This window comes from Romboutsia sp. LXY-2, from assembly GCF_056171995.1.
Map to the genome: position 1 here is coordinate 372,485 of NZ_JBKFGI010000004.1, position 21,658 is coordinate 394,142.

The 21,658-nt window shown below is 29.2% G+C and carries 20 protein-coding genes, 1 pseudogene and 1 riboswitch; of the genes and pseudogenes, 3 read left to right on the forward strand and 18 right to left on the reverse strand.

Annotated elements, in window-relative coordinates; genetic code table 11:
* Positions 1-264 precede the first annotated feature (264 nt).
* On the forward strand, positions 265-471 hold the full coding sequence (locus ACI48P_RS10080) for a hypothetical protein (RefSeq protein WP_475215289.1): 207 nt from the start codon (positions 265-267) through the stop codon (positions 469-471).
* Positions 472-605: 134 nt separating this feature from the next.
* Here ACI48P_RS10080 and ACI48P_RS10085 read toward each other — a convergent pair whose 3' ends face one another.
* The 12 genes from ACI48P_RS10085 to ACI48P_RS10140 form a co-directional block, all read right to left on the reverse strand.
* Positions 606-1,268, reverse strand: coding sequence for a YkgJ family cysteine cluster protein (locus tag ACI48P_RS10085; RefSeq protein ID WP_475215290.1), 663 nt, complete (start codon positions 1,266-1,268; stop codon positions 606-608).
* A gap of 63 nt (positions 1,269-1,331) precedes the next feature.
* Positions 1,332-2,087 (reverse strand): deaminase domain-containing protein, encoded by a 756-nt coding sequence (locus ACI48P_RS10090; protein ID WP_475215292.1) that lies wholly within the window; start codon positions 2,085-2,087, stop codon positions 1,332-1,334.
* Between the two features lie 90 nt (positions 2,088-2,177).
* Positions 2,178-2,465, reverse strand: coding sequence for a hypothetical protein (locus ACI48P_RS10095; RefSeq protein WP_475215293.1), 288 nt, complete (start codon positions 2,463-2,465; stop codon positions 2,178-2,180).
* 163 nt (positions 2,466-2,628) lie between these two features.
* On the reverse strand, positions 2,629-3,708 hold the full coding sequence (locus ACI48P_RS10100; RefSeq protein ID WP_475215294.1) for an SH3 domain-containing protein: 1,080 nt from the start codon (positions 3,706-3,708) through the stop codon (positions 2,629-2,631).
* A gap of 389 nt (positions 3,709-4,097) precedes the next feature.
* Entirely contained in the window at positions 4,098-4,337 is a 240-nt protein-coding gene (locus ACI48P_RS10105; protein WP_475215295.1) for a hypothetical protein, read from the reverse strand.
* Positions 4,338-4,407: 70 nt separating this feature from the next.
* Positions 4,408-5,391, reverse strand: coding sequence for an ornithine cyclodeaminase family protein (locus ACI48P_RS10110; protein WP_475215296.1), 984 nt, complete (start codon positions 5,389-5,391; stop codon positions 4,408-4,410).
* 231 nt (positions 5,392-5,622) lie between these two features.
* A complete protein-coding gene (locus tag ACI48P_RS10115) occupies positions 5,623-6,120 on the reverse strand; it encodes a CarD family transcriptional regulator (RefSeq protein WP_475215297.1) in 498 nt (165 codons plus the stop codon).
* A gap of 365 nt (positions 6,121-6,485) precedes the next feature.
* Positions 6,486-7,937, reverse strand: coding sequence for an aminomethyl-transferring glycine dehydrogenase subunit GcvPB (gene gcvPB, locus ACI48P_RS10120; protein ID WP_475215298.1), 1,452 nt, complete (start codon positions 7,935-7,937; stop codon positions 6,486-6,488).
* Position 7,938: 1 nt separating this feature from the next.
* Positions 7,939-10,464, reverse strand: a complete 2,526-nt coding sequence (gene gcvPA, locus ACI48P_RS10125) for an aminomethyl-transferring glycine dehydrogenase subunit GcvPA (protein WP_475215299.1) — start codon at positions 10,462-10,464, stop codon at positions 7,939-7,941.
* Positions 10,465-10,721: 257 nt separating this feature from the next.
* A riboswitch (glycine riboswitch) is annotated at positions 10,722-10,825 on the reverse strand.
* Positions 10,826-10,947: 122 nt separating this feature from the next.
* Positions 10,948-12,093 (reverse strand): aldo/keto reductase, encoded by a 1,146-nt coding sequence (locus tag ACI48P_RS10130; protein ID WP_475215301.1) that lies wholly within the window; start codon positions 12,091-12,093, stop codon positions 10,948-10,950.
* A gap of 236 nt (positions 12,094-12,329) precedes the next feature.
* On the reverse strand, positions 12,330-13,811 hold the full coding sequence (locus ACI48P_RS10135; RefSeq protein WP_475215666.1) for a flotillin family protein: 1,482 nt from the start codon (positions 13,809-13,811) through the stop codon (positions 12,330-12,332).
* Between the two features lie 277 nt (positions 13,812-14,088).
* Entirely contained in the window at positions 14,089-15,486 is a 1,398-nt protein-coding gene (locus tag ACI48P_RS10140; protein WP_475215302.1) for an exo-alpha-sialidase, read from the reverse strand.
* A gap of 372 nt (positions 15,487-15,858) precedes the next feature.
* On the opposite strand from ACI48P_RS10140, the gene ACI48P_RS10145 reads away from it, so the two are divergent.
* Positions 15,859-16,185: a hypothetical protein gene (locus ACI48P_RS10145; RefSeq protein ID WP_475215303.1), complete on the forward strand. Its 327-nt coding sequence runs from the start codon at positions 15,859-15,861 to the stop codon at positions 16,183-16,185.
* A 129-nt stretch (positions 16,186-16,314) separates the two neighbouring features.
* On the opposite strand, the gene ACI48P_RS10150 is transcribed toward ACI48P_RS10145, so the two are convergent.
* Complete coding sequence (locus ACI48P_RS10150) at positions 16,315-16,662, reverse strand: hypothetical protein (RefSeq protein WP_475215304.1); 348 nt, start codon at positions 16,660-16,662, stop codon at positions 16,315-16,317.
* 196 nt (positions 16,663-16,858) lie between these two features.
* Positions 16,859-18,256 (reverse strand): MFS transporter, encoded by a 1,398-nt coding sequence (locus ACI48P_RS10155; RefSeq protein WP_475215306.1) that lies wholly within the window; start codon positions 18,254-18,256, stop codon positions 16,859-16,861.
* A 209-nt stretch (positions 18,257-18,465) separates the two neighbouring features.
* Between ACI48P_RS10155 and ACI48P_RS10160 the strand changes: the two are divergent.
* A pseudogene (locus tag ACI48P_RS10160) lies at positions 18,466-18,570 on the forward strand (IS3 family transposase); the annotation flags it as partial.
* Positions 18,571-18,715: 145 nt separating this feature from the next.
* Here ACI48P_RS10160 and ACI48P_RS10165 read toward each other — a convergent pair.
* The 4 genes from ACI48P_RS10165 to ACI48P_RS10180 form a co-directional block, all read right to left on the reverse strand.
* Entirely contained in the window at positions 18,716-18,928 is a 213-nt protein-coding gene (locus ACI48P_RS10165) for a hypothetical protein (RefSeq protein ID WP_475215307.1), read from the reverse strand.
* 69 nt (positions 18,929-18,997) lie between these two features.
* Positions 18,998-19,528, reverse strand: a complete 531-nt coding sequence (locus ACI48P_RS10170) for an ECF transporter S component (RefSeq protein WP_475215309.1) — start codon at positions 19,526-19,528, stop codon at positions 18,998-19,000.
* Between the two features lie 12 nt (positions 19,529-19,540).
* Complete coding sequence (locus ACI48P_RS10175) at positions 19,541-20,716, reverse strand: pyridoxal-phosphate-dependent aminotransferase family protein (protein ID WP_475215311.1); 1,176 nt, start codon at positions 20,714-20,716, stop codon at positions 19,541-19,543.
* A gap of 458 nt (positions 20,717-21,174) precedes the next feature.
* A complete protein-coding gene (locus tag ACI48P_RS10180) occupies positions 21,175-21,411 on the reverse strand; it encodes a hypothetical protein (protein WP_475215312.1) in 237 nt (78 codons plus the stop codon).
* Positions 21,412-21,658: the final 247 nt, after the last annotated feature.

Here is a 21,658-nt window from a genome sequence, read left to right on the forward strand (position 1 = left end):
AGATTAATTAATAAATTTGTTTATATTTTTTTGTCTTTCACTTGTATTATACTAAGAATATTTACTCACTACTATGAAATCATCATCTAATTTTATGATCAATTATTAAATAATGTTTTAAATTTATTGTAAAGTGCTGATTATAAGTTAAACTTTGTTTAGATGTATTACTTACAGTCTATTGTAATTTTTTAGTTACCAATTATTTTTTACTGGATGATATACTCTTACATAAGAATACATTATTTCGCGAGGGAGATTATTATGAATTGTTTGAGATGTGAAACTGAGTTAAAGTTTTTAAAGGAATATAGGTTTGATAGTCAAGATAACAATAGGGGTTTTTTTAGCTTTATGTTTGATATAGAAGATCATTTAATATTTGATGTGTATGTTTGCCCAAAATGTAGAAAGACTGAGTTTATTTATAAGGCAAACCTTGGTGGATTTGGTTCTATGATAGATGGTTAGGCATAAAAAGTAGAGGAGAAAATAATCCTCTACTTTTTTATTAATAACGGCATTATTTTATAGCTTGTTATAACACTTCGGACAGTATGAAAAATCCTACTGTGTAGTATATACACATACAGAACAAACTTTATCTAAATAATACCTAATCTACTTTTTATGTCCGGTAAAGATTTAAAAAATACAGAGTAGAAATTCTCTTCTTTTATCTTAATACGATAACAATTATCTAAAAGAATTTGATTAATCTCCTCAATCTCTTTTTCATCTCTCACAAACTTTAAACGGAAAGTTAGCGCTTTAGTAAGCTTATACCATTCTAGTATAAACCTTTTATTTTCATCATAGTTTTCAATTCCTACCCATTCTGATACCTTAACATCTTTTAATTCCTCTTTAGGACAATTTCCTACTTGTAAGAAGTACTTAAAATCATCATCTTTATATACTCTTCCTAGAGGGAATAAGCGACATATGTTTGGTCTTTTAGAATGTATCATACATCTACCTTCTTTATTTAAAAAACTGCAGTTTTTATTATCCTTCATCTTTAAGTACGGTAATGTTATTTTGTTATTTTGACGAAGTTGGACTTTATCTCCTAGTAATTCATCAAATGTAGTTCCTAAATAACTTACCATTTCATATATATCAAAAGGTGTAAGAACTACTAGCTCCCCAACATCTTTACAACAATCACTGCACCCATCACAGCCACATGTGTCTGCTTTTACTAAATCTTTAATATCATATAATTTTCCATCTGATATTTCTTCTAGTATGTTTATAGATCTCATATATTTTCATCCTCATTTATTGTGTTTTATTAAAAAAGTTTATTACATCTTATTATACTATAATTATTCACCATATTCTTTACTATATTTTACTTCTACATTTATATTAGGATAAATTTTACAAAACTGACTAATCACGTGATAGCAACTAGGACATGGTTCCCATTTACTATATAAAACTAGGTTTCCATAATTTTTAATTTCCCCTGCTTCTATTTGCTTATGAATTTCTTCAAATATCTTTTTTTCACTGTCATTTACTCTGTTATAGCCTATTCCTAATTTACCTAGCTTATTAACTTTATAACTTATAAAAGCTGAGTCCTTAGTTCTTGGTGCACTACAAAATTCTACTACATCATTACTTCCACTAATCGCTTTAAACTCTCTGTTGTCATAAGTTGCTACTGCAATATTTATAGTGTCTTGTAGTGTGGCACTTTGATCTATATTGAAGGTTTGGTATTCTTTTTCATTTGCCACTAAGTATTTCTTTATATTCTTTCTTAGTCGTTTCATTCTAGGTATATTACTTTTTATATGATGATGATATTCTATGCTTCCAAGTTTGGCTGGTATATAGTCAAAATTTAAATCCTCTGGTATTTCTAGTGATATTGTTTTCGTCTTGCTTTTAGCATCGTATTCTTCTATTCTATTACTATTTCCTGTCGTAACCATTTTTTTTAATAGTTCTATATCCTTTGAATAGATATAGTCCTTATCTATTTGTTTTTCAACCTTTTCTAATATACTTACTTCTTTTGTGTCTATTTTATTAGATATTTTATTTTTAATATTTTCTATATCATTTAACATATGGTCTATATTATCTTGAATACTTATTTCCCTTTCGTATTCAATTCTTTTTATATTTAGCTTACTTATTTGATTTATTTTTTTGCTTAATTATTCATGTTCATTATTAAATGTGTTTATATTTTTCATATATTCTATAAAATCAATTATATTATCTACTCTATAAGTTATATCATCATCACTTAATGATTTATACATTATTTCACATACAGGCTTTTCTATGTTAAAATCTTTTATTATTTGATTTTTAAATTTTTCTTCTTCTGTATTTATTTCTTTATTGCATTCTTTTTTTAAAGCTTTATTAAAATCAATTATACTATTTATTTTTAGTCTTTGTTTTTTTCTAATCTTAGATGTATTGGTTAATTCTGTCATAACTACCTCTTATCAATTAATTATGCATAGAATAAGATTTTAATCCTATACTTACTTTTTGTCAAATTTTCAAAACACTTTTATGCATATATTCTTTTCTTTTTACACACAAAAAGACTATGATTGCAGTAATCATAGCCCTGTTATTATTAATTTATTTAAATTATCCTAATATCTTTATTTCTATATTTCTTCTACCAAAGCTACTAGTCTCTTCTGAACTATTCATAAATATGTCTATCTTATTCCCCTTTATAGCTCCACCACAGTCCTCAGCTATAAATACTTTATCAAACATAGGTATATAAACTTTAGTTCCGTAAGGTATAACAGATGGGTCTACAGCTATTGTTCCCCATTTTGGTACTGTTCCCGTTGCTGTTATTGAATGCCCTGAATAAGCACTTGCATTAACAGTTATAGTACGTCCTGCTAAACTTGCTGATGAACTTCCATTAGATGGCTCTTTTTTATTAGATGTAGTATTTGATACTACTGAGTTAGCTTGTATATTCTTTTGAGTATTTGCTTGCGATCTAGCTTTTTGTTCAGCCTCTGCTTTTACTCTAGCTTCTTCTTCTAATTTTGCTTGTTGTGATTCTGTTAATACATACTCAGCAAATACAAAACCAGTCTTTTCTTTTTTAGACTCATCTTTCTTTTTATCAGTTTCCTCTTTTTCAACTGTTTTTTCTTTTTCAGCAGATTCTTCTTCTATTACTTTAACTTCATACCAAACTTCAGTAGAATCTTCTTCTTTATCTTTAATTTCTAATACATTTAGTATTTCTAATTCAGCATTTTTCTTTAACATTTCTATTTTATCTTCTTCGATTGAAGGTGATTTTCTTAAGTTTAATTCATTTGTGTTTACTTTAGCTTTTTCGTTAGCTATAAACTCACTGCTTACCCAACCTTCTTTGTTGTCAGCATACTTAACCTTTGTCCACTCTTCTTTGCTATCTAGCACTGTTACAACCATACCGTCTACTAAAGCACCCACTTTTTCCGATTCTTGCGATGCTTCTTTTCTAACATTCAGTACACTTGTTTTTACTATTGCTTTTTTAGTTGTAACTACTTCTTCTTTTTCATCAACTTTTAACTCTATTTTCTTAGCTGATTTACTGTCTTCCTTTTTTACATCCTCACCTAATGCATATACCGCATGTGCAGATACATAAATACTACTTATTGTTAGCCCTAAGGCCAGCGTTCTGTTCATATGTTTTTTAAAACTCATAATATACCTCCAAATTTTTTAAATAATACTTTTCCGCTATTAGTTAAAATTTTATATTAAATATTTTTATTTACGATTTTGTAATATTTAATTTAATATTTGTTACTATTTTGTAACTTTAACAACCTTGACATTTATCATAATCCAATTTTTGTTTTTTGTAAACAGCTACAAGTACAAAAAGTTACAACTTGGTTACAACTCTATAAAATTTTATAACGATGCATATATTGAAATTTCAACATCTAATCACTTTGTAAATTTTGTAATAATTTTCTTAGTTTTTTTTATATTTTTCTATGATTGTTTGAATTTATTAACTAAAAAAATCTAATATAAATAAAAAATCCTCTGCAAAAACATATTGTTTTGCAGAGGATTTTAATTATTTATTTCATATTATTTTTTATTATTGAATCTATTATTGTATCTAAAGTTATATTGTTACTATCTATATCTTCTACCTCTAATACATACTCTTCGAATTCAACTTCTACATACTTACTTGGCTTTCCATTTTCGTCCATGCAATCTACTATTTTGTATTCTTTTATTTCTTCTTGTAGATATTCTTTTAACTCATTGTATTCTTCTTGATTTATTTTTTTGTTACATCCGCAGCAGCTCAATGTGATTCTCCTTTAAATTTGATTTTTTATTAATTATAACCAATTTATCTTAAATAAATCAACTAAGTTTTTATAATTCCTCAGTCATTAAGTCTAACCTAGTTCCAATATTTTTTTCAACAGCAGTATCATAAACATACTTACCTAAAGAGATATCCTCACATGCTAAACCAACATTTACGGCAAGTATTCTTTCATCATCACTAGTTCGTCCCTCTTTTTTACCTAAGATGATTTCTCCAATCTCTGCATAAATATCTGGTGCTCCTTTTTCAAAGACCGCTTTAAACGATAAAGTCTGCTCAGTATCATCAGTTATAAATTTATCACATCCTATGACAGTCCTTGGATCCCATGCTCTAGCAACTTCAAGGCCCATTCCTAGTGCACCTTTTTTAAACCACTCATCTTCTATTAGATGTCTAGGTGTTCTTTGCGTAGCAGTAAGAATAATATCCGCATCATATACAGCTTCCTTTATACTATTAGTTTTGTTTATTTTTATTTCTACTTTTTTGCTCATTTTATCTATGAAATTATCCATTGCCTCTTCTTTTATATCATAAACACTACATTCTCTTAAATTAGGTAATATATGTTTAAATGCCTCAAGGTGATATCTGCCTTGTACTCCTGCTCCAATAATAGCTACCTTATTACTATCTTTTCTTGCAAAGTGCTTAACCGTTATTGCACTTACTGCTGAGGTTCTAACTGCTGTTATCCATGTGCAATCCATAATACATAGTGGAGCACCTGTGTTTGGACAGTTTATTATTTGCATTCCTAATATTTGTGGTAATCCATGTTTGTAATTATCTGGATATCCACTAACCCATTTTATGCCTACTGCATCCATTTCTTTTAAGTATACTGGCATTTCATGAATGAATGTATTCTCTCTACTGTGTACTCCTCTTTTTGGTGGATTTTCTACAGTTTGATTAGTGTGTTCCTTTAGTGCCAGTTCTATTCTCTCTATTATTTGTTTCCAACCTATCTTTAGGTTCATAACATCTTTTTGTGATAAATATAGTAAATCTACGTTTTTCATTGTTGTCTTCCCCCCAATGTATGAATGTTATAACAGTATAACATATCTATGCATAATATTTTGCAATTTATTGAATTTTTCGTATTTTTTATATTTTTTCTGTATAAAATCAACGTTATAGTTAGATAACTATTATAATTATTTGCACTAAAAAATAGGTAGAATATTTATTAACATTCTACCTATTTTTTAGTTATTTAGCTTCAGCATATATCTTACAAAAAAATATTGTTACAGTATATTTTCATTAACGTATATCTCAGCTTCTTGTTTTGATATCCCTAAAGCGACTGAAAACTCATCTTCAATTTGTTCCTTAGCTATTCTAAAAAATTTTTCTTCCATTTGTCCTAGCTTTTTATTGCTTTTTGCTAGATCATCTTTTTTATTATTAAGGCTTATCATCGCTTTTAATGTATCTATAAATTCATGAGAGCTCAGTAATGTTTTATAATGATTTTGTAATTCTCTCACATTCTTTATATCATATCTAGTGTCTCTTATTTTTGGAATCTCAGTAATTATTTTTTTAATTTCTTCAATTGTTATAATCAATCTCATAAACACATTTGCATCTACTGGTACAAATACGTTTCCATTTCCATGTATTGGCTTTAATTGATAGTAATTAGTCATTTTATTAGTTATAGGACTATTAAGCTTACTTATACCCTCTACTTCACATACACCTTGATTTCCATAAACAATAAATTCTCCAATTTTATACATATTAACGTTTCCTAACTTGTTCTGTATTTTTATATCTTTTTCTGACAATCTTAGTTTTGCAATTATATATAAAAAAGACCCTTTTAGGATCTTCTTTAATGCTATATATTATTAACATATATAGGTTTTTGTTTTTTCGTTTTCTTACTAAGTTTTATTATATCATATTTTTAAGTAAATAGATATCTTTTCATTAATCAAACTTAACGTAAACTATTAAGCGCTTATCCATATGTATGATTCCAGAACATATAACGAATTAGTTGCTTATTAGTTCTGCTATTAAATTACGCAATAAAAATCCTCTACATAACCATTTTGTTTTGCAGAGGATAAATAATTTCAACTATAAATCACATGGATTTTTAGTTCCAAGTAAGTATTGGATTTTTTACTGCCCTAGCTTCATCTATTCTTTTTACATTGGTATTATGTGGTGCAGTTTTAACTAGTTGTGGATTATCTTCTATTTCCTTGGCTATTTTTACCATGGCATTAATAAATTCGTTTAATGTTTCTAGATTTTCTGTTTCAGTTGGCTCGATCATAATTGCTTCATTTATTATTAAAGGAAAATATACTGTAGGTGGATGATATCCATAGTCTAGTAACCTTTTAGCTATATCCATAGTTTTAACGCCACTCTGCCCTTTACCTATTCCACATAAAACAAATTCATGTTTACATACTGTATCTATAGGTAAATAATAGTATTCTTTTAATTTTTCTTTTAGATAGTTTGCATTTAAAACTGCAACTTGACTTGCTTCTTTTAAGCCTTCTTTTCCCATAGTTTGTATATAAGTATATGCTTTTACTAATACCCCAAAATTTCCATAGAAGTTTTTAATTTTACCTATTGATTTAGCTTTATCGTAATTTAATATATATTGATCTTCATTTTTTTCAATTATTGGAACTGGTAAAAATGGTATTAATTCTTTTTTTACTCCTACTGGACCACTCCCAGGCCCTCCTCCTCCATGAGGAGTTGAAAATGTTTTGTGAAGATTTAGATGAACTACATCAAATCCCATATCTCCAGGTCTTGTTATTCCCATGATAGCATTCATATTAGCTCCATCATAGTATAAAAGCCCTCCAACATCATGAACTAAAGTTGCTATTTCCTTAATGTTTTTTTCGAATAGTCCAAGGGTACTCGGATTAGTAAGCATTAGTGCAGCTACGTCTTCATCCAAAGCTTCTTTTAGCTTTTCTATATCCACTGCTCCATTTTTATCAGATTCTATTTGAACTATTTTAAACCCTGCCATAGCTGCACTTGCTGGGTTAGTTCCATGTGATGAATCTGGAACAATTACCTTAGTTCTATTAAAATCTCCTTTATTTTCATGATATGCCTTTATCATCATTAATCCTGTAAATTCTCCATGAGAACCTGCTGATGGTTGCAACGTTACTTCATCCATTCCTGTTATTTCACCTAATGCTTTTGATAGGTCATACATTAACTCTAAAGATCCTTGTGATGTATTTATTGGTTGATATGGGTGTATATTAGTAAATGATGTGTTACTTGCCATATCTTCATTTATTTTAGGATTATACTTCATTGTACATGAGCCTAATGGATAGAAGCCTGTATCTACTCCAAAGTTTTTATTAGAAAGTAAAGTATAGTGTCTTGCTATATCCAGTTCACTAACCTCAGGTAAACCTAAGTTATCTTTTCTTAAATCCTTTGTATCTATTAAATCATTTATATTAACATCATCTATATCAAGCTTAGGAAGTGAATATGCTTTTCTTCCTGGCTTAGATATTTCTATTAATGTTTTATTGTAGTCTATCATTTTACATCCCTCCCATTATATCAACCAACTTATCAATTTCTTCTTTACTTCTTTTTTCTGTAACACATAATAAGGCTGTATTTTTTAAGTTTGGATATTCCTCTTCAACCTTATATCCGCCTAATATATCATTTTCTAATAACCTAATATTAACATCATCTATACTATCTACTGACTGTACTAAAAATTCTTTGAAGAACTTTCCTTTAAATACAGGTTTGTACTTGTTAGTTGATAACAATTTGTTGTAAGTATAGTTTGCTTTTTTTACACATTGACTTGATACTTCTTTTAATCCTTCTTTACCCATTGTAGCCATATAAATGGATGCTGTTAATGCATTTAATGCTTGATTTGAACATATGTTAGAAGTTGCTTTCTCCCTTCTTACATGTTGTTCTCTAGTTTGAAGAGTTAGTACATAAGCTCTTTTTCCATCACTATCAATAGTTTCTCCTACTATTCTACCTGGTATCTTTCTTGAATATTTTGATTTTGTTGCCATAAATCCAACATATGGACCTCCGAAGTTTAGAGGATTCCCTAAGGCTTGTGCTTCACCTACTACTATATCTGCACCTATTTCTCCAGGTGATCTTAATAAACCTAAAGAGATAGGATCTACACTCATAATAAGAAGTGCTTTATTTTGGTGAACTATGTCTTCTATTTTCTCTAAATCTTCTATTATTCCAAAGAAGTTAGGATTTTGAATTAAAACACATGCAGTGTCTTTTCCTATACTTTCACTTAATTTATGAATATCCGTAATTCCATATTCATTGCAGAAATCTACTTCTACTATTTCACATTGACCAAACTGCATATAAGTTTGTAATACTTTTCTACATTCTGGGTTAACAGTCTTAGATACAATAATTTTTTTACGCTTAGTCTGACCTACTGCCATTAGACAAGCTTCAACTGCTGCTGTTGCTCCGTCATACATAGATGCATTAGCTATTTCCATCTTTGTTAGTTCTGCGATCATTGATTGAAATTCAAAGATTGCTTGTAATGTTCCCTGGCTTATTTCTGCTTGATATGGTGTATATGCTGTATAAAATTCGCTTCTTGAAGTTATGTGATTTATAATAGATGGAATATAGTGGTCATAAGCTCCTGCGCCAAGAAAACATGTTAGATTATTTAAGCTCTTATTTTTCTCTGCTAATTTGTTTATACGTTTACTTACCTCTAATTCACTTTTACAGCTTTCTAAGTTTAAACTTCTGTTAAATTTTAAGTCATCAGGTATATCAACAAATAAATCATCTATTGATTTTAAACCCATACTTTCTAACATTATCTTTTTATCATCACTTGTTGTTGGTATATATGAGAATTGATTTATATAATTATTTATGTTGTCTTTGTTATCATCTTTATTTAAATTTTCATTTTCTTTGTTTTTATATTGTTTTTTATAAAATGGTTTTCTGATAATTTTAGCTTTAACTATTTTCTTTCTTATTGCTATTTCTATCTCCGTATCTAGCTGTGCATATTTTGAGTCAACTAATGCAAGACCTACTACTTTATTTAGTGTAGGTGATTGATACCCTGTTGTTACATATCCAATAACTTCATCATTTGCTAAAACATCATATCCATGTCTTGCAATACCTCTACCACTTATTTCAAATCCTACTACCTTTCTTTGTATTCCATTTTTCTTTTGAACCTCTAAACTTTCTTTACCTATAAATTCACTTTTATCTAATTTTACAAAATATGAAAGTCCTCCTTCTAAAGGTGAGATAGATTCACTTATTTCATTTCCATAAAGAGGCAGACATGCCTCGAATCTTAAAGTATCTCTTGCTCCAAGACCTATTGGTTTAAGATTCTCCTTTCCTATATTTAAAAGTTCATCCCAAATTTTTATTACATCTTGATTTTTACAATAAATTTCAAATCCATCTTCACCTGTATATCCTGTTCTTGAGATAATACATTCTGTATCTAGTATTTCTGCCTCTGAATCAAATGTAAAAAACTTTATTTCCTCTAAATTAATATTTACTATATTTTGTAATATTTCTTGAGCTTTAGGACCTTGAATTGCAAGCTGAGATACTTCATTAGAGATATTTGATATATCTATACTATAGTTCCCTTTATTTTCTATCATCCAGTTAAAATCTTTTTCTATATTGCCTGCGTTTATAACTAATAAATACTTTGTGTTATTAAATTTGTAAACCAATAAGTCATCAACTACTCCCCCATCTTCATAACACATTAGTGTATATATGACGTCATTGTCTTTCATATTTTCTATATTGTTTGTTATTATCTTTTGTATAAATTTCTCACTATCTACACCTTCTATCATTACTTCACCCATATGAGATACGTCAAAAATTCCTGCACTATCCCTTACTGCATGATGTTCTTTAGTCATACCTTCGTATTCTAAAGGCATATCCCATCCCCCAAACTCTAAAAACTTAGCTCCTATTTCTTTGTGTTTTTCATATAAAGTAGTTGTTTTTAGATGCGGTTTACAAATTGATTCACTCATTATAATACCTCCATTTATTTTAATTTTTTAATTTATAAAAGATTCACTTATCATACACATTTGCATTATTTAGTTCTATAAGTATAAACAAATTATGAGCCATTGAATTTACTTTGTACGTAAAAAAGAGGATATACAAGCACAACAAATAATGTTGCCTGTATATCCTCTGTTTATAGACCTGAAAGTTTCAATAATTTTCATTATTTTGCTCCTTCGGTGACTTATAGTAAGGATTATAAGTCTTTCCAGAGTTCCATCAATTAACGATATCTTTGCCTGAAAGTTTCTTTAAAAATTTGGCTATTTTTAAATTTCTTCTTCGGCTCCTAAGTATCTAGGTATCTCTCGCCAATCTCATTTGGAAAATATTTAATTTTATATTATTCTATGTAGTCACTCTAAGATTTAGAATAATATTTTTTCCTTCCCTTCCATCTCATCATCTTATCTGAAGAAATCATAGCCATACGATTATTGCACCTATACATGAGCTACATTATTAACTCCAACCTCTTCCCAATAAGCCACTTCTTCTAATCTCTTAATTATAGGCAGATGTTGAGTACATTCTCTCTCACACTTGCCACACTTTATACAGTCCTTAGCTTTTCCTTTACTATTCATTGTGTAGTTCCAGCACTCTAACCCATAAACATCCTGTATCATTTGACTGTCAGTTTTCTTAAACATTTGTTTTTCATTATAAAGAAGCATATAAGCTGATGTATTAATATCCATAGGGCAAATATTACAATATCCACATCCACTACAAGTAGCATTTAAGTGTTCTCCTAGTTTTTGTTTTATATTTTCTATATCTTCCTCAGTGTACACATCATTTTCATCAGCTATCCTACAAGCATGATCAATATCCGAAAAACTTCCAAATCCAATTAAAGATATTGTTATTTGAGGACTTCCAATATTAAATCTTAATGCAGCATCAATAGCAGTTTCTCCTTCTTTGGCTAAAAAAGATAAAGCATCCATATGCCTTGGGACTTCACCACCATTTAAAGGATTCATAGCTACTACTCCATACCCATTTTTATGAGCATGCTTGACTCCATTCCATCTATATGGGAAATTAAGTATATTTATTCCCATTGTAACACCCTCAAATTTATTATCATCTAAGACCTGTATAACCTCATCCCCTGATTGATGTGATGAGAATACTATATGATCTATTAAACCTTCTTCTTTGCACTTTAAAAGTCCTTCATATTGTCCACCTTTTTTCATTGCAAGGTTATAATGATCTATTTCTCTAAGACACCAAACATGATAAAAATCAATTTTAGGTACTCCTAATACTTTTAAAGAATTTTTCACTGCCTCTATAGATTTCTCTGCAGTATCAAATACCTTAGGCTTCCCTTTGGTTGATATGTAGAAATCTGTTTTTCCTTCTTTTATCATTTCTCTAAATGCTATTCCAAATATTTTTTCACTTCTATCATCACAATACCCTGGAGCTGTATCAAAATAGTTTATTCCTTTTTCATAGGCATATTTAACTAGTTTGGCATTTTCTTCATCACTTTTTTCTAAGTCGAATCTTAATCCACCAAATCCAACTACTGAAACACTTTTCCCTGTTTTTCCATATTCCACATATCTCATATATAATACCCCTTCTATTATTGATATCTGATACTAAAATTGTATCATATACTTTATAATAAGACATCAAAAGTCTTTGATATTATATCAATAATTTTATAAATACTAAGCTTATCCACTTGATACAAAAAAACCTCCCATAGTATCCAGATTCTGTAATTAAATCTGTAAACTATAAGAGGATTATAATTTATACTTGTAAATATTATATGATTTAAAATAACTTTATCAAATCACTAGGATAAATCTTCCCCAGATTCTAAATTTTCAACATGGACAGTAGTACAATTATTTTTATGTGCAACCAACGTAGAGCCTAATGCACCTGATATTAATGCTTTAATATCTAAACCAACTGCACCTTCTAATCCCTTTATTACCTTATCTGTAGTAGTCATGATATCTCCTACCATCTTAGCACCGTTACCTTCGCCATACATTGTTATACTATCAACATTTGCTAATGGAGCTGCTGCATTTTTAACTATCTCTGGTAATTTTTCTACTACCATCTCTATTACTGCTGCCTGTTGCATCTTATTCATAGCCTCTGCCTTTTTATCTAAACCTTCTGCCTCGGCTAATAGCTTAGCTTTTATAGCCTCTGCCTCGGCTTTACCGACTGCACTTATACCTTCAGCCTTTTTTTGCTCTGCTACTAATTCTGCTTCAGCTTTATCTTTTAATATTTCATATTCTTTTTTAGCTTTATATTGATCTACATCGGCTTCTTTTTGTTTCTCATAAGCCTCTGCATCTGCTTCTTGCATTCTTTTATACTTCTCTGCTTCTGCTTGTTTTTTGATTTCGGCTTCAAGTACTCTTTCTTTTACTAAAGCTTCTTTTTCCCTTATAGCTATTGCCTTTTCTTGTTTTTCTATATCAGCATCAGCTCTAGTAGTTTCTAATCTCTTTCTTTGTACCTCTTCTGTTATCTTATATACTGCATCTGCTTCAGCTTTTTTCTCATCTTCTTTTATCTTTAATTCTGACTGTTTTAGTGCTAGTTCATTGTTTTTTATAGCTATATCTTGTTCTGCTGTTACCCTAGCATCATTAGCTTCTTTATCTGCTTTTGACTTAGCTTGTGCGATTTCTTTTTCAGAATTTGCTTTAGCTATTTCTGCATTTTTTTGTATAGTTACTATATTATCTATCCCTAAGTTTTCTATTACCTTATTATCATCTATAAAGTTTTGAACATTAAAACTTATTAATTCTAACCCCATTGCATTTAAATCTGGCTCTGCATTTTCTTTTACTGCCTCAGCAAACTTTTTTCTATCCTTTACCATATCTTCTAACTTCATTGTACCTACTATTTCTCTAACATTTCCTTCTAGGACTTCTCTAGCTACACTAGCTATGTAGTTGGTATCTTTACCTAAGAAGTTTTGAGATGATAATTTTATTAACTCATCACTACTTCCTACCTTTAAGTTAACATTAGAGTCTACCCTTACATTTATATAGTCTGCTGTTGGTACTGTACTAGCTGTTTTAACGTCTATTTGTATTAATTGTAATGCTAGCTCATCTTTTCTTTCAAAAAATGGTACTTTTATAGTAGCTCTTCCTATTACCACTCTAGGCTGTTTTCTAAGACCAGAAATTATAAAAGCTTTATCTGTTGGTGCTTTGACATAACCAGTAGCTAATAAAACTAAAACAACTACACATACCACTATGGGTATTAAAAAAGAACTTTCTAAAAACATCAAAATAACTCCCCCTCTCTATTTCATTACTTGCGGATTTTCTCCTTATTAAAGTCTATGTATAAATAAAAATATAAATAACAGATTATATATTGAATTTTAACGAGCTAATTTTGTTATAAATCTCTACTAGGTAATTCTGAACAATACCGAAAATTTGTAGAAGGTCAAAAAACTACGATGAATTTATAGAAAGTTACTTTAATGTTTAAAGGGAGCTATATCTTAGCATATTTTGCCATGATATAACTCCCTTTAAACATTGTAGCCTACCTTATTATATAAGATTACTCTTTGCTTCTTCTAAATTCTCTTTTACTTTCGTTAATTCTTTCAATTTAACATTTTTGCTATCTAAAACTTTTTCAGCCTTTTTTAGTGCAATCTCTACTTTCTCCCAGCTTTTCTTTGTATAGTTATCTTCAACTAAAGTTTTTGTTTCTGAAACTAAATCTTTTAGTGCATCTAACTCTATTTGTACCATATAGTTATCAAAATTATCGCTTAAATCTTTATATACTATATTTCCATCAGCTTCGTAAAGTATATTTAATTTATCATCATTGAAAGATAAACATGAGTATCCACCACCACTTGGATTGCCGTTTTCTGGATAAGGTACACATACTTCTTTAATACCTTTTGATAAATCATCAAAGTCTATCATATAAACAGTAATATTATCTCTAACATATCCACCTGCAGTATTTTTAGGTGCTGAAATCAACCCTATTTCATGACCATTTGAAGCCTCAACTTTTATAAATGATCCCTGGCAGCCTGATCCAGCTCCAGTTAAAATCTTTTCATGTAATGGTTCATAAATTTCCCACGTACTTCCTAAGTCATAAGATATATATGATGCCCTGTACCCAGTTGAATCATATCTAGCACTCATGATTAAAGCTCCATCCAACTCTATCACCATATTTTCAGAAGTTTTTTTATCTGGTACTTTATTACCCATAGTCCATGTTTCACCATTATCTTTTGAATATATAATACTTGAATAGTAATTGTTAGCATTATTTTCTCTTAATGCAATTTGTATTGGCATTACTATTGTTCCATCTTCCATTGTTATACCAGCACCAACACCGCCTAACCATCCAATTGTATTACTTGGTTGGTTATTAATTCTTTCTGTATTTGTTGTTAAATCTATTTTATCAGACCATGTTGACCCGTTATCATCAGAGTAAACCATCTGAACAGACCAGTCCTCTCTTAATGAAGGTGTACTACCTGCCCAGTTTCCATCTTTATTCCAAGATCCTGCGATTAATATTATTCTCCCTGTGTCTGTAACAACAGTAGTTGAGTCCATTACACGAGAGAATTTTGGATTCACTCTATCATTTTCCATTACAGTTTGATAATCCCAAGTCTTACCACCGTCTGTACTTCTTGCTGCACCTATATCTATAAATGCATGGTCAGGCGCTCCATTATATCGAATATCTGAAAATGCTAATAATGTACCGTCCGATAACGTTTGCATACTAGGTATTCTGAAATACTTTGCTCCCCATGTATTATTAGTTCTGTCAAATACTGTTATTGGCTTAGGTTCATTATTTGTACTTAGGTCTTGTGCAAATACTCCACTGATATTGCATACTGCTAAAGCAATAGCCATACTTATAGTTTTGAATTTTTTTAGATTTCTTTTCATTAGTTTCCCCCTTAAATTTTCTATTCTTTTGTGATTTTAAGCCCTTATAAAATAAAGTTTACATATACAAAAAATATTCCCCTTATTTATTGACATGTAAAATCCATTTTTGAATTTATTAATTCCCCCCCCTTTACATTTTATAATATATTATCGGCCAATTTTTATTTTTCTTTAGTTATTAATTTATTTTTTATTCTATATTAAACATAAATATTTGATTTTTTTTCAAATTTAGTGTAGAATTTTTCATGCAAATCTAATAATACGATAATTTAAATTAATAAATATAAAATTAACTTTGTTTAAGTAATTCGACAGTTACTTAAAGCATTTTATTAAATAACGACTTGGGATAGGAGAGATTTACAAATGAGTACAATTACAGTTAGCTACCTAGTATACGCAGAAGGTACCGATACAGAGGGAAATAGATTTTATTTTGAAAAGGACAAGACTAAGGATGTGGAAATACAAACAGAAGATTTTAATGGTGTAGAATTAGATGATGATGTTTTAGATGCTATTACTAAAGAAATACTTTCATATGAAAATAAAAGAACTTCATATGCATTTAATAAATCTAATTATAAGAAAAATAATATCTATAATTTTAATGATGATAATCCAGGGGTAACTATGCCTATAGAAAGGGTTAAAACTACTAAATTAGAAATAGTTGATGTAGAAGTAATATAAGGGCTCAATAGTTTTTATATATTATTACAAAAGCCATATAAGTAAGATACTAATTGTTTAGCGTCTTACTTATATGGCTTTTTTTAATTATTATAAGTTGTAACTATATCTAACCTCTTTTCTTACTTACTAGTAATTGATGATTAGTATTTTATCTGACTCCGTAGAATTAATTTCTAAAGTATAATTCTCTTCGTCAAGAATCATTTCATTAAAGTTAGGATTATATCTTTCAAAAAGTTGCTTACTTCTATAATTTTTTATGCCAGCCTCTTGCCATATTATAGTTATATCTTGTTTATCTTTATTAAATACAACACGTACTGGCACATGTTTATCAAATATAACCTTTTTGTCTTTTTTAGAAATAGCCTTTATACCTACATCAAATGCACTACACTCAAAATCATGAAATCTATGAAATGATTTTAATGAATCTAAACTATCTGTTAATGTCTTTCCTTTTAATTTTCCCATGATGATTCCTCCTAATATTGTTTAATTTATTATTTCATAATTCTTTTTATATTTCCATCTTTTAGAGGAATATACTTTTACTATTATAGTACATTTTAAATATATTTTATACACCATCTTTGAACATAAGAAATACACCAGCGATTATCTAGTGTATTTCTTATATATCAATAAAAGAAGATGTCTTTTGTAATATTTAATCATCTATATAATTACTACCTCTACAGTTAGCAATATCAGCTTGAGATATTTTATTTTCCATCATCTCAATATCATTATCCTTTATCTTGAACCACAAAAGTGGTATTAATGACATGAATAAAAAAATTATAGGAACCAAAAAAAACATATTTTTAATTCCATATATTGTTGTACTTGTAACTAATGCATCTGGATTATAATTAATAAATCCTAATACCGCTGTTATAACCAAACCTCTTATTACTAAACATATTTTTATTGATGTGTTGCACAGAGCCATAACCATCCCCTTGATACTTTTCCCGCTTTTATATTCACTATAAGTTCCACACATGGAATATAAATTAGTAGTATTGCCATGTGCCATACCAAAAAATATTTGACCTGTCATCAAAACCATCATAATTCCAATTTTACTTATAGGAAGAATATACCCTATACCATGACATATCATAAATCCAATAATACCTATAAAGTTTGTATTCTTACTACCAAACTTTATCACAGCTGATTTTGAAAGCATACATCCAATAAATGTCCCAAAGTTAAACGATACCAATAATAGTGCAACACTGCCTGCATCACCTAACACGACTTTACTATAATAAGCGATTGAAGCTGCTATCATATAAAAAGGTATCAACTTACAAATATCATATATAATCACTAGTAATAATTGACTATTAGATACTACAGTAACCAATATTTCTTTAATAGAAGGACTAGATTTTTTAATATTATCATTTTTATCACATATAGGCTTATCATATCCTTGAGTTATAAAATAGTGTATCCCGTAAAATATAGCATATAAAATTGCTGCAACTAATGCAGTCATCGTATAACCGATTACATTACTTTCAGATTTAGAAAAAATACCTAGAAAAAACAAACTTAGAGTAGGTACCATATACCCTGCAATCATCCTTCCAGCACTTGACCCAGCTGATACCCTCCCTGATAAAAAAGCCCTTTCTTCTCCATCATCAGTTAATACTGTTACCAATGTTCTATTTGCTGCCCATGCAATATTCCACACACCATGACTTATTATATATCCAACCCCACAAATTATAGCTGCTGTAACATCCGAACCGATCCTGCTAAACATAAGTACAAATGATACTATAACAACAGGTGGACAATATATTAACCATGGTCTGTACTTCCCTTTTCTTAAATTGACTTTATCTACTATTACTCCTGATAATATAGATGTTATAATATCCACTACTCCAGTTACTGCTAATAGTGTGGCAATTATACCTAAAGGTAACTTAGATACATCTGTCAAAAATATTACAAAAAACGCAGTATCAACTGCACTCATAAATGAAAATCCAATATCACTTACTCCCCAAAATTTCTTTATCCTGCTATTTATCCTTTTCAAGTTATGCCCCCCCTATGATGTTTGATATATAATCTATATTATTCTGGTATGAGAAAATGTTTACTTGAATTTAAGGCGCAAAAAAGCCTAATCTATATGATTTTTTCGTAAATAATAAAAAACATCAGGTGTATAACTATAAGTAAAAAATTGTTTTCGAATGAGGAAATAGAAATACTATCAAAAAATAAATATATTAAAAAGTGAAAGAAGAAATAGATGAATATATGAATTACTATAATAATTATAGTAATCAATGGAATTTAAATAAGATGACCCCTACTCAATATAGGGATCATCTTTTAGCAGCATAGAATAGTATTTTTTTAATTGTCCTTGACTAAGGGTACACTTTATTGTGCATAAGTGGCTTTTATTTAATGTATTCCTATGTCTATTTTTCAGACATATGGGGTAATGTTATTTATACACTACTTTCATTACTATGTACTTTTATATCTACTCTGCAAAACTTTTGTAATCCTCAATATAAAATTGTACAGAGCCACAGTTAGGACATACAAGGGCTTTAACATCATCAAAAGCCTTGTTCATCATATTTTTTAACATTCCTTTTTTCTCTTTAGTAACAGTCACTCCACAAGTAGCATGAACCATAACTTTACAATCATCAACCATTTCATGTTTACAGTTATTGCATTGCTTCTTCACTAACTCATCCCCAATCATTCCTAGTTTAATCTTAACTATGAATATTGTAGCACAGTGAATATCATATTACTATTTGATATGTTTTTTTAGTACTTTAGCTACAGGTACTCCTATTATCAATCCTATTACTATTTGTGTTATATTACCAGGGATAGACGCTAAAGCTTTTATATGATTTCCATATAAAATCATCTCTGTTAGATAATATCCAAAGATCATCCAAACTCCTGAAATTATTATAGCTATTATATTTGTTAGTACACTATCACCTTTTTTATTATCTTTCCAAGCTATACTTCCTATTATGTATCCCATAACACCTCTTACTACAAATGTAAATGGTGCCCATATTGCCCACTCTGATAATAAATCAAATAGTGCCATTCCAAAAGCTCCTGCAATAGCTCCTTTTTTCTTTCCAAATACTATTGCAGATATGAAAAGCATAGTGTTTCCTAAGTGAACAAGTCCCCCACTTGAGGCTATAGGTAATCTTATATTTATAAATCTTGTTGCTATAAATACTAATGATATAAGTAAACCTGTTTCCACTATGTCTCTAGTGTTATATTTCTTGCTAACATTATTTAATCCATCCACACAACAGTCCCCCTAAAACAAATTTATATATTGTTTATCAAATACGTTGATATAATTTTCATTAAATACTTCTACTAAATTTTCATTACTTCTATAGCCTAGCTCTTTTAAACTTTTATCTAAGATATTTAATATGTATATTATTTTTTCTAGTTTAGCATTTTCTCCCATGTGTCCGATTCTTAGAATGTTTTCTTTGTATTCTCCTAGTGAAGTAGTCATTATTGTATTGTAGTTTTTGTTTATATAGTCTACTAAATTTAGTGCTCCTATGCTTTTAGGTATTTTTACTGCTGTTACTGTATTTGAGTATCCATTTTCTAAGAATAATTCTAGGCCAAACTGTTCTAGTGATTTTCTTGTTGCTTTTGCTATTTTTTCATGCCTTTTTATTACGTTTTCAATTCCTTCTTCTAATATGTTGTCTATGGCTACATCGAGACCTATAATATCGCTTATTGGCATAGTGTATGGGAACCATTTTTCTTCATAATAATTTTCCCAGATTTCTAAGTTGCAGTAAAATCCAGCTACTTTTGTCTTTCTATTTTTTATTGCTTTTTTTGCATCTTCACTTATTCCTACTATTGTAAGACCAGCTGGTGCTGAAATTGCCTTTTGTGAACCTCCAAGTATTATATCAATACCCCATTCATCTACTTTTAAGTCTTCTCCTACCATTGCAGCTACTGAATCTACAACTGTTAGTATGTTGTACTTTTTTAGTAATGTACAAATTTCTTTTAAGTCGTTTAGTACTCCTGTAGGTGTGTCACAGTGTACTATTGTTGCGTATTTGAAGTTGTGATCTTTTTCTAAGAAATATTTAAGGTTTTGTATGTCTATTGCTTTTGCATGGTCTTGGCTAAATAGTACTGGCTCTCCACCATACATGGTTACGAAATCTGCAAAGCCATTTCCAAAGATTCCGTTATCTATTACTAGGACTCTGTCGTCTTTTTCAGTTAGTGAGGCACAGGCTGCTTCAAGTCCAAGTATTCCTTCTCCGCTTAGTATGTAAACTTCATTTTTTGTGTTTATTATTTTTGAGATTTTATCACATGTTTTTTTGTAGAATTCTACAAAGTTTGGATCTACGTCTGGGTTTGTTGTTTCTTTTGCTCTGGCTAGTCTTACGTTTTCTCTTACTTGTGTTGGCCCTGGTGTGTATATGTATTTGTTGTTCATTTTGAATTTCCCCCTGGTTTTCTTCTCTTATGAAGTATTGTATATGAATATTTTTATTTATGGTACAAATTTGGTTATTTTTAAGATTGTATCTATACAATTACATAAAATGAATAAGCCATTAGACACCTTATGGAGAGAAATAAAGATTTAGCTTTAAGTTAAACCTCTATTTAGATATTTTAAGCCCTCTACGTCTATTTTTCAGACGTAGGGGCTTAGTTTTTTAGAGTACTTAATATTACCCTACCTATTTCAACTTCTAATGATTAGCCTCAGCATAAATCTTTTCAGCTAAATAGTGAATCATATAATTTTGTAAATTGTTATTGCCAGTATCTCCTTAACCAATCTATCATTTCTATTTTTCGTCTTAATAATACATCTCTTAAAATGACTCTTAGCTATGCCTTCTAACCACATAGACCTATTATCCACAAAATCATCTACTATTGTTTCTATTTTTGTCTTATATTATGCTCATTTAAACTAATAAACTTATTGATAGCTCTTTTAGCTTCACCTATTCTATCAAACACCTGCATAGTCTTATTTTTAGGAGTAGTAGTAAAAACAAATAAATTTATAACATAAAAAACTACATACCTATATCTAGTCATAGTGTTAGAACTTTTTCCTTTTATTTTTATTTTTATTTTTATTTTTCTTTTTCTTTTTCCCCATAGTCTATGCATACATATTATATACAGTATAGATAGTATATACATAAACTTTAATCTAAGTCATGAGTATTAATAATCCTTATATAGATATTTTAATAAATGAGCTAATGATTATTTATCAAAAATTAATAATATTACACACAAGATTTTATAACTTTCATCATATATAGATTGGGCGTCGTGAAACACGACATACTTATATGGAATCTATCCATATATTTATTTCTCTATGTATGCTCTTCATTTTTATCTGAGTCAG

Bases quoted from the DNA above. Each gene is read 5' to 3' on its own strand.
- ACI48P_RS10080 (WP_475215289.1), top strand. From the start codon at position 265: ATGAATTGTTTGAGATGTGAAACTGAGTTAAAGTTTTTAAAGGAATAT.
- ACI48P_RS10085 (WP_475215290.1), bottom strand. From the start codon at position 1,268: ATGAGATCTATAAACATACTAGAAGAAATATCAGATGGAAAATTATAT.
- ACI48P_RS10090 (WP_475215292.1), bottom strand. From the start codon at position 2,087: ATGTTAAATGATATAGAAAATATTAAAAATAAAATATCTAATAAAATA.
- ACI48P_RS10095 (WP_475215293.1), bottom strand. From the start codon at position 2,465: ATGACAGAATTAACCAATACATCTAAGATTAGAAAAAAACAAAGACTA.
- ACI48P_RS10100 (WP_475215294.1), bottom strand. From the start codon at position 3,708: ATGAGTTTTAAAAAACATATGAACAGAACGCTGGCCTTAGGGCTAACA.
- ACI48P_RS10110 (WP_475215296.1), bottom strand. From the start codon at position 5,391: ATGAAAAACGTAGATTTACTATATTTATCACAAAAAGATGTTATGAAC.
- ACI48P_RS10115 (WP_475215297.1), bottom strand. From the start codon at position 6,120: ATGTATAAAATTGGAGAATTTATTGTTTATGGAAATCAAGGTGTATGT.
- gcvPB (WP_475215298.1), bottom strand. From the start codon at position 7,937: ATGATAGACTACAATAAAACATTAATAGAAATATCTAAGCCAGGAAGA.
- gcvPA (WP_475215299.1), bottom strand. From the start codon at position 10,464: ATGAGTGAATCAATTTGTAAACCGCATCTAAAAACAACTACTTTATAT.
- ACI48P_RS10130 (WP_475215301.1), bottom strand. From the start codon at position 12,093: ATGAGATATGTGGAATATGGAAAAACAGGGAAAAGTGTTTCAGTAGTT.
- ACI48P_RS10135 (WP_475215666.1), bottom strand. From the start codon at position 13,811: ATGTTTTTAGAAAGTTCTTTTTTAATACCCATAGTGGTATGTGTAGTT.
- ACI48P_RS10140 (WP_475215302.1), bottom strand. From the start codon at position 15,486: ATGAAAAGAAATCTAAAAAAATTCAAAACTATAAGTATGGCTATTGCT.
- ACI48P_RS10145 (WP_475215303.1), top strand. From the start codon at position 15,859: ATGAGTACAATTACAGTTAGCTACCTAGTATACGCAGAAGGTACCGAT.
- ACI48P_RS10150 (WP_475215304.1), bottom strand. From the start codon at position 16,662: ATGGGAAAATTAAAAGGAAAGACATTAACAGATAGTTTAGATTCATTA.
- ACI48P_RS10175 (WP_475215311.1), bottom strand. From the start codon at position 20,716: ATGAACAACAAATACATATACACACCAGGGCCAACACAAGTAAGAGAA.
- ACI48P_RS10180 (WP_475215312.1), bottom strand. From the start codon at position 21,411: ATGCATAGACTATGGGGAAAAAGAAAAAGAAAAATAAAAATAAAAATA.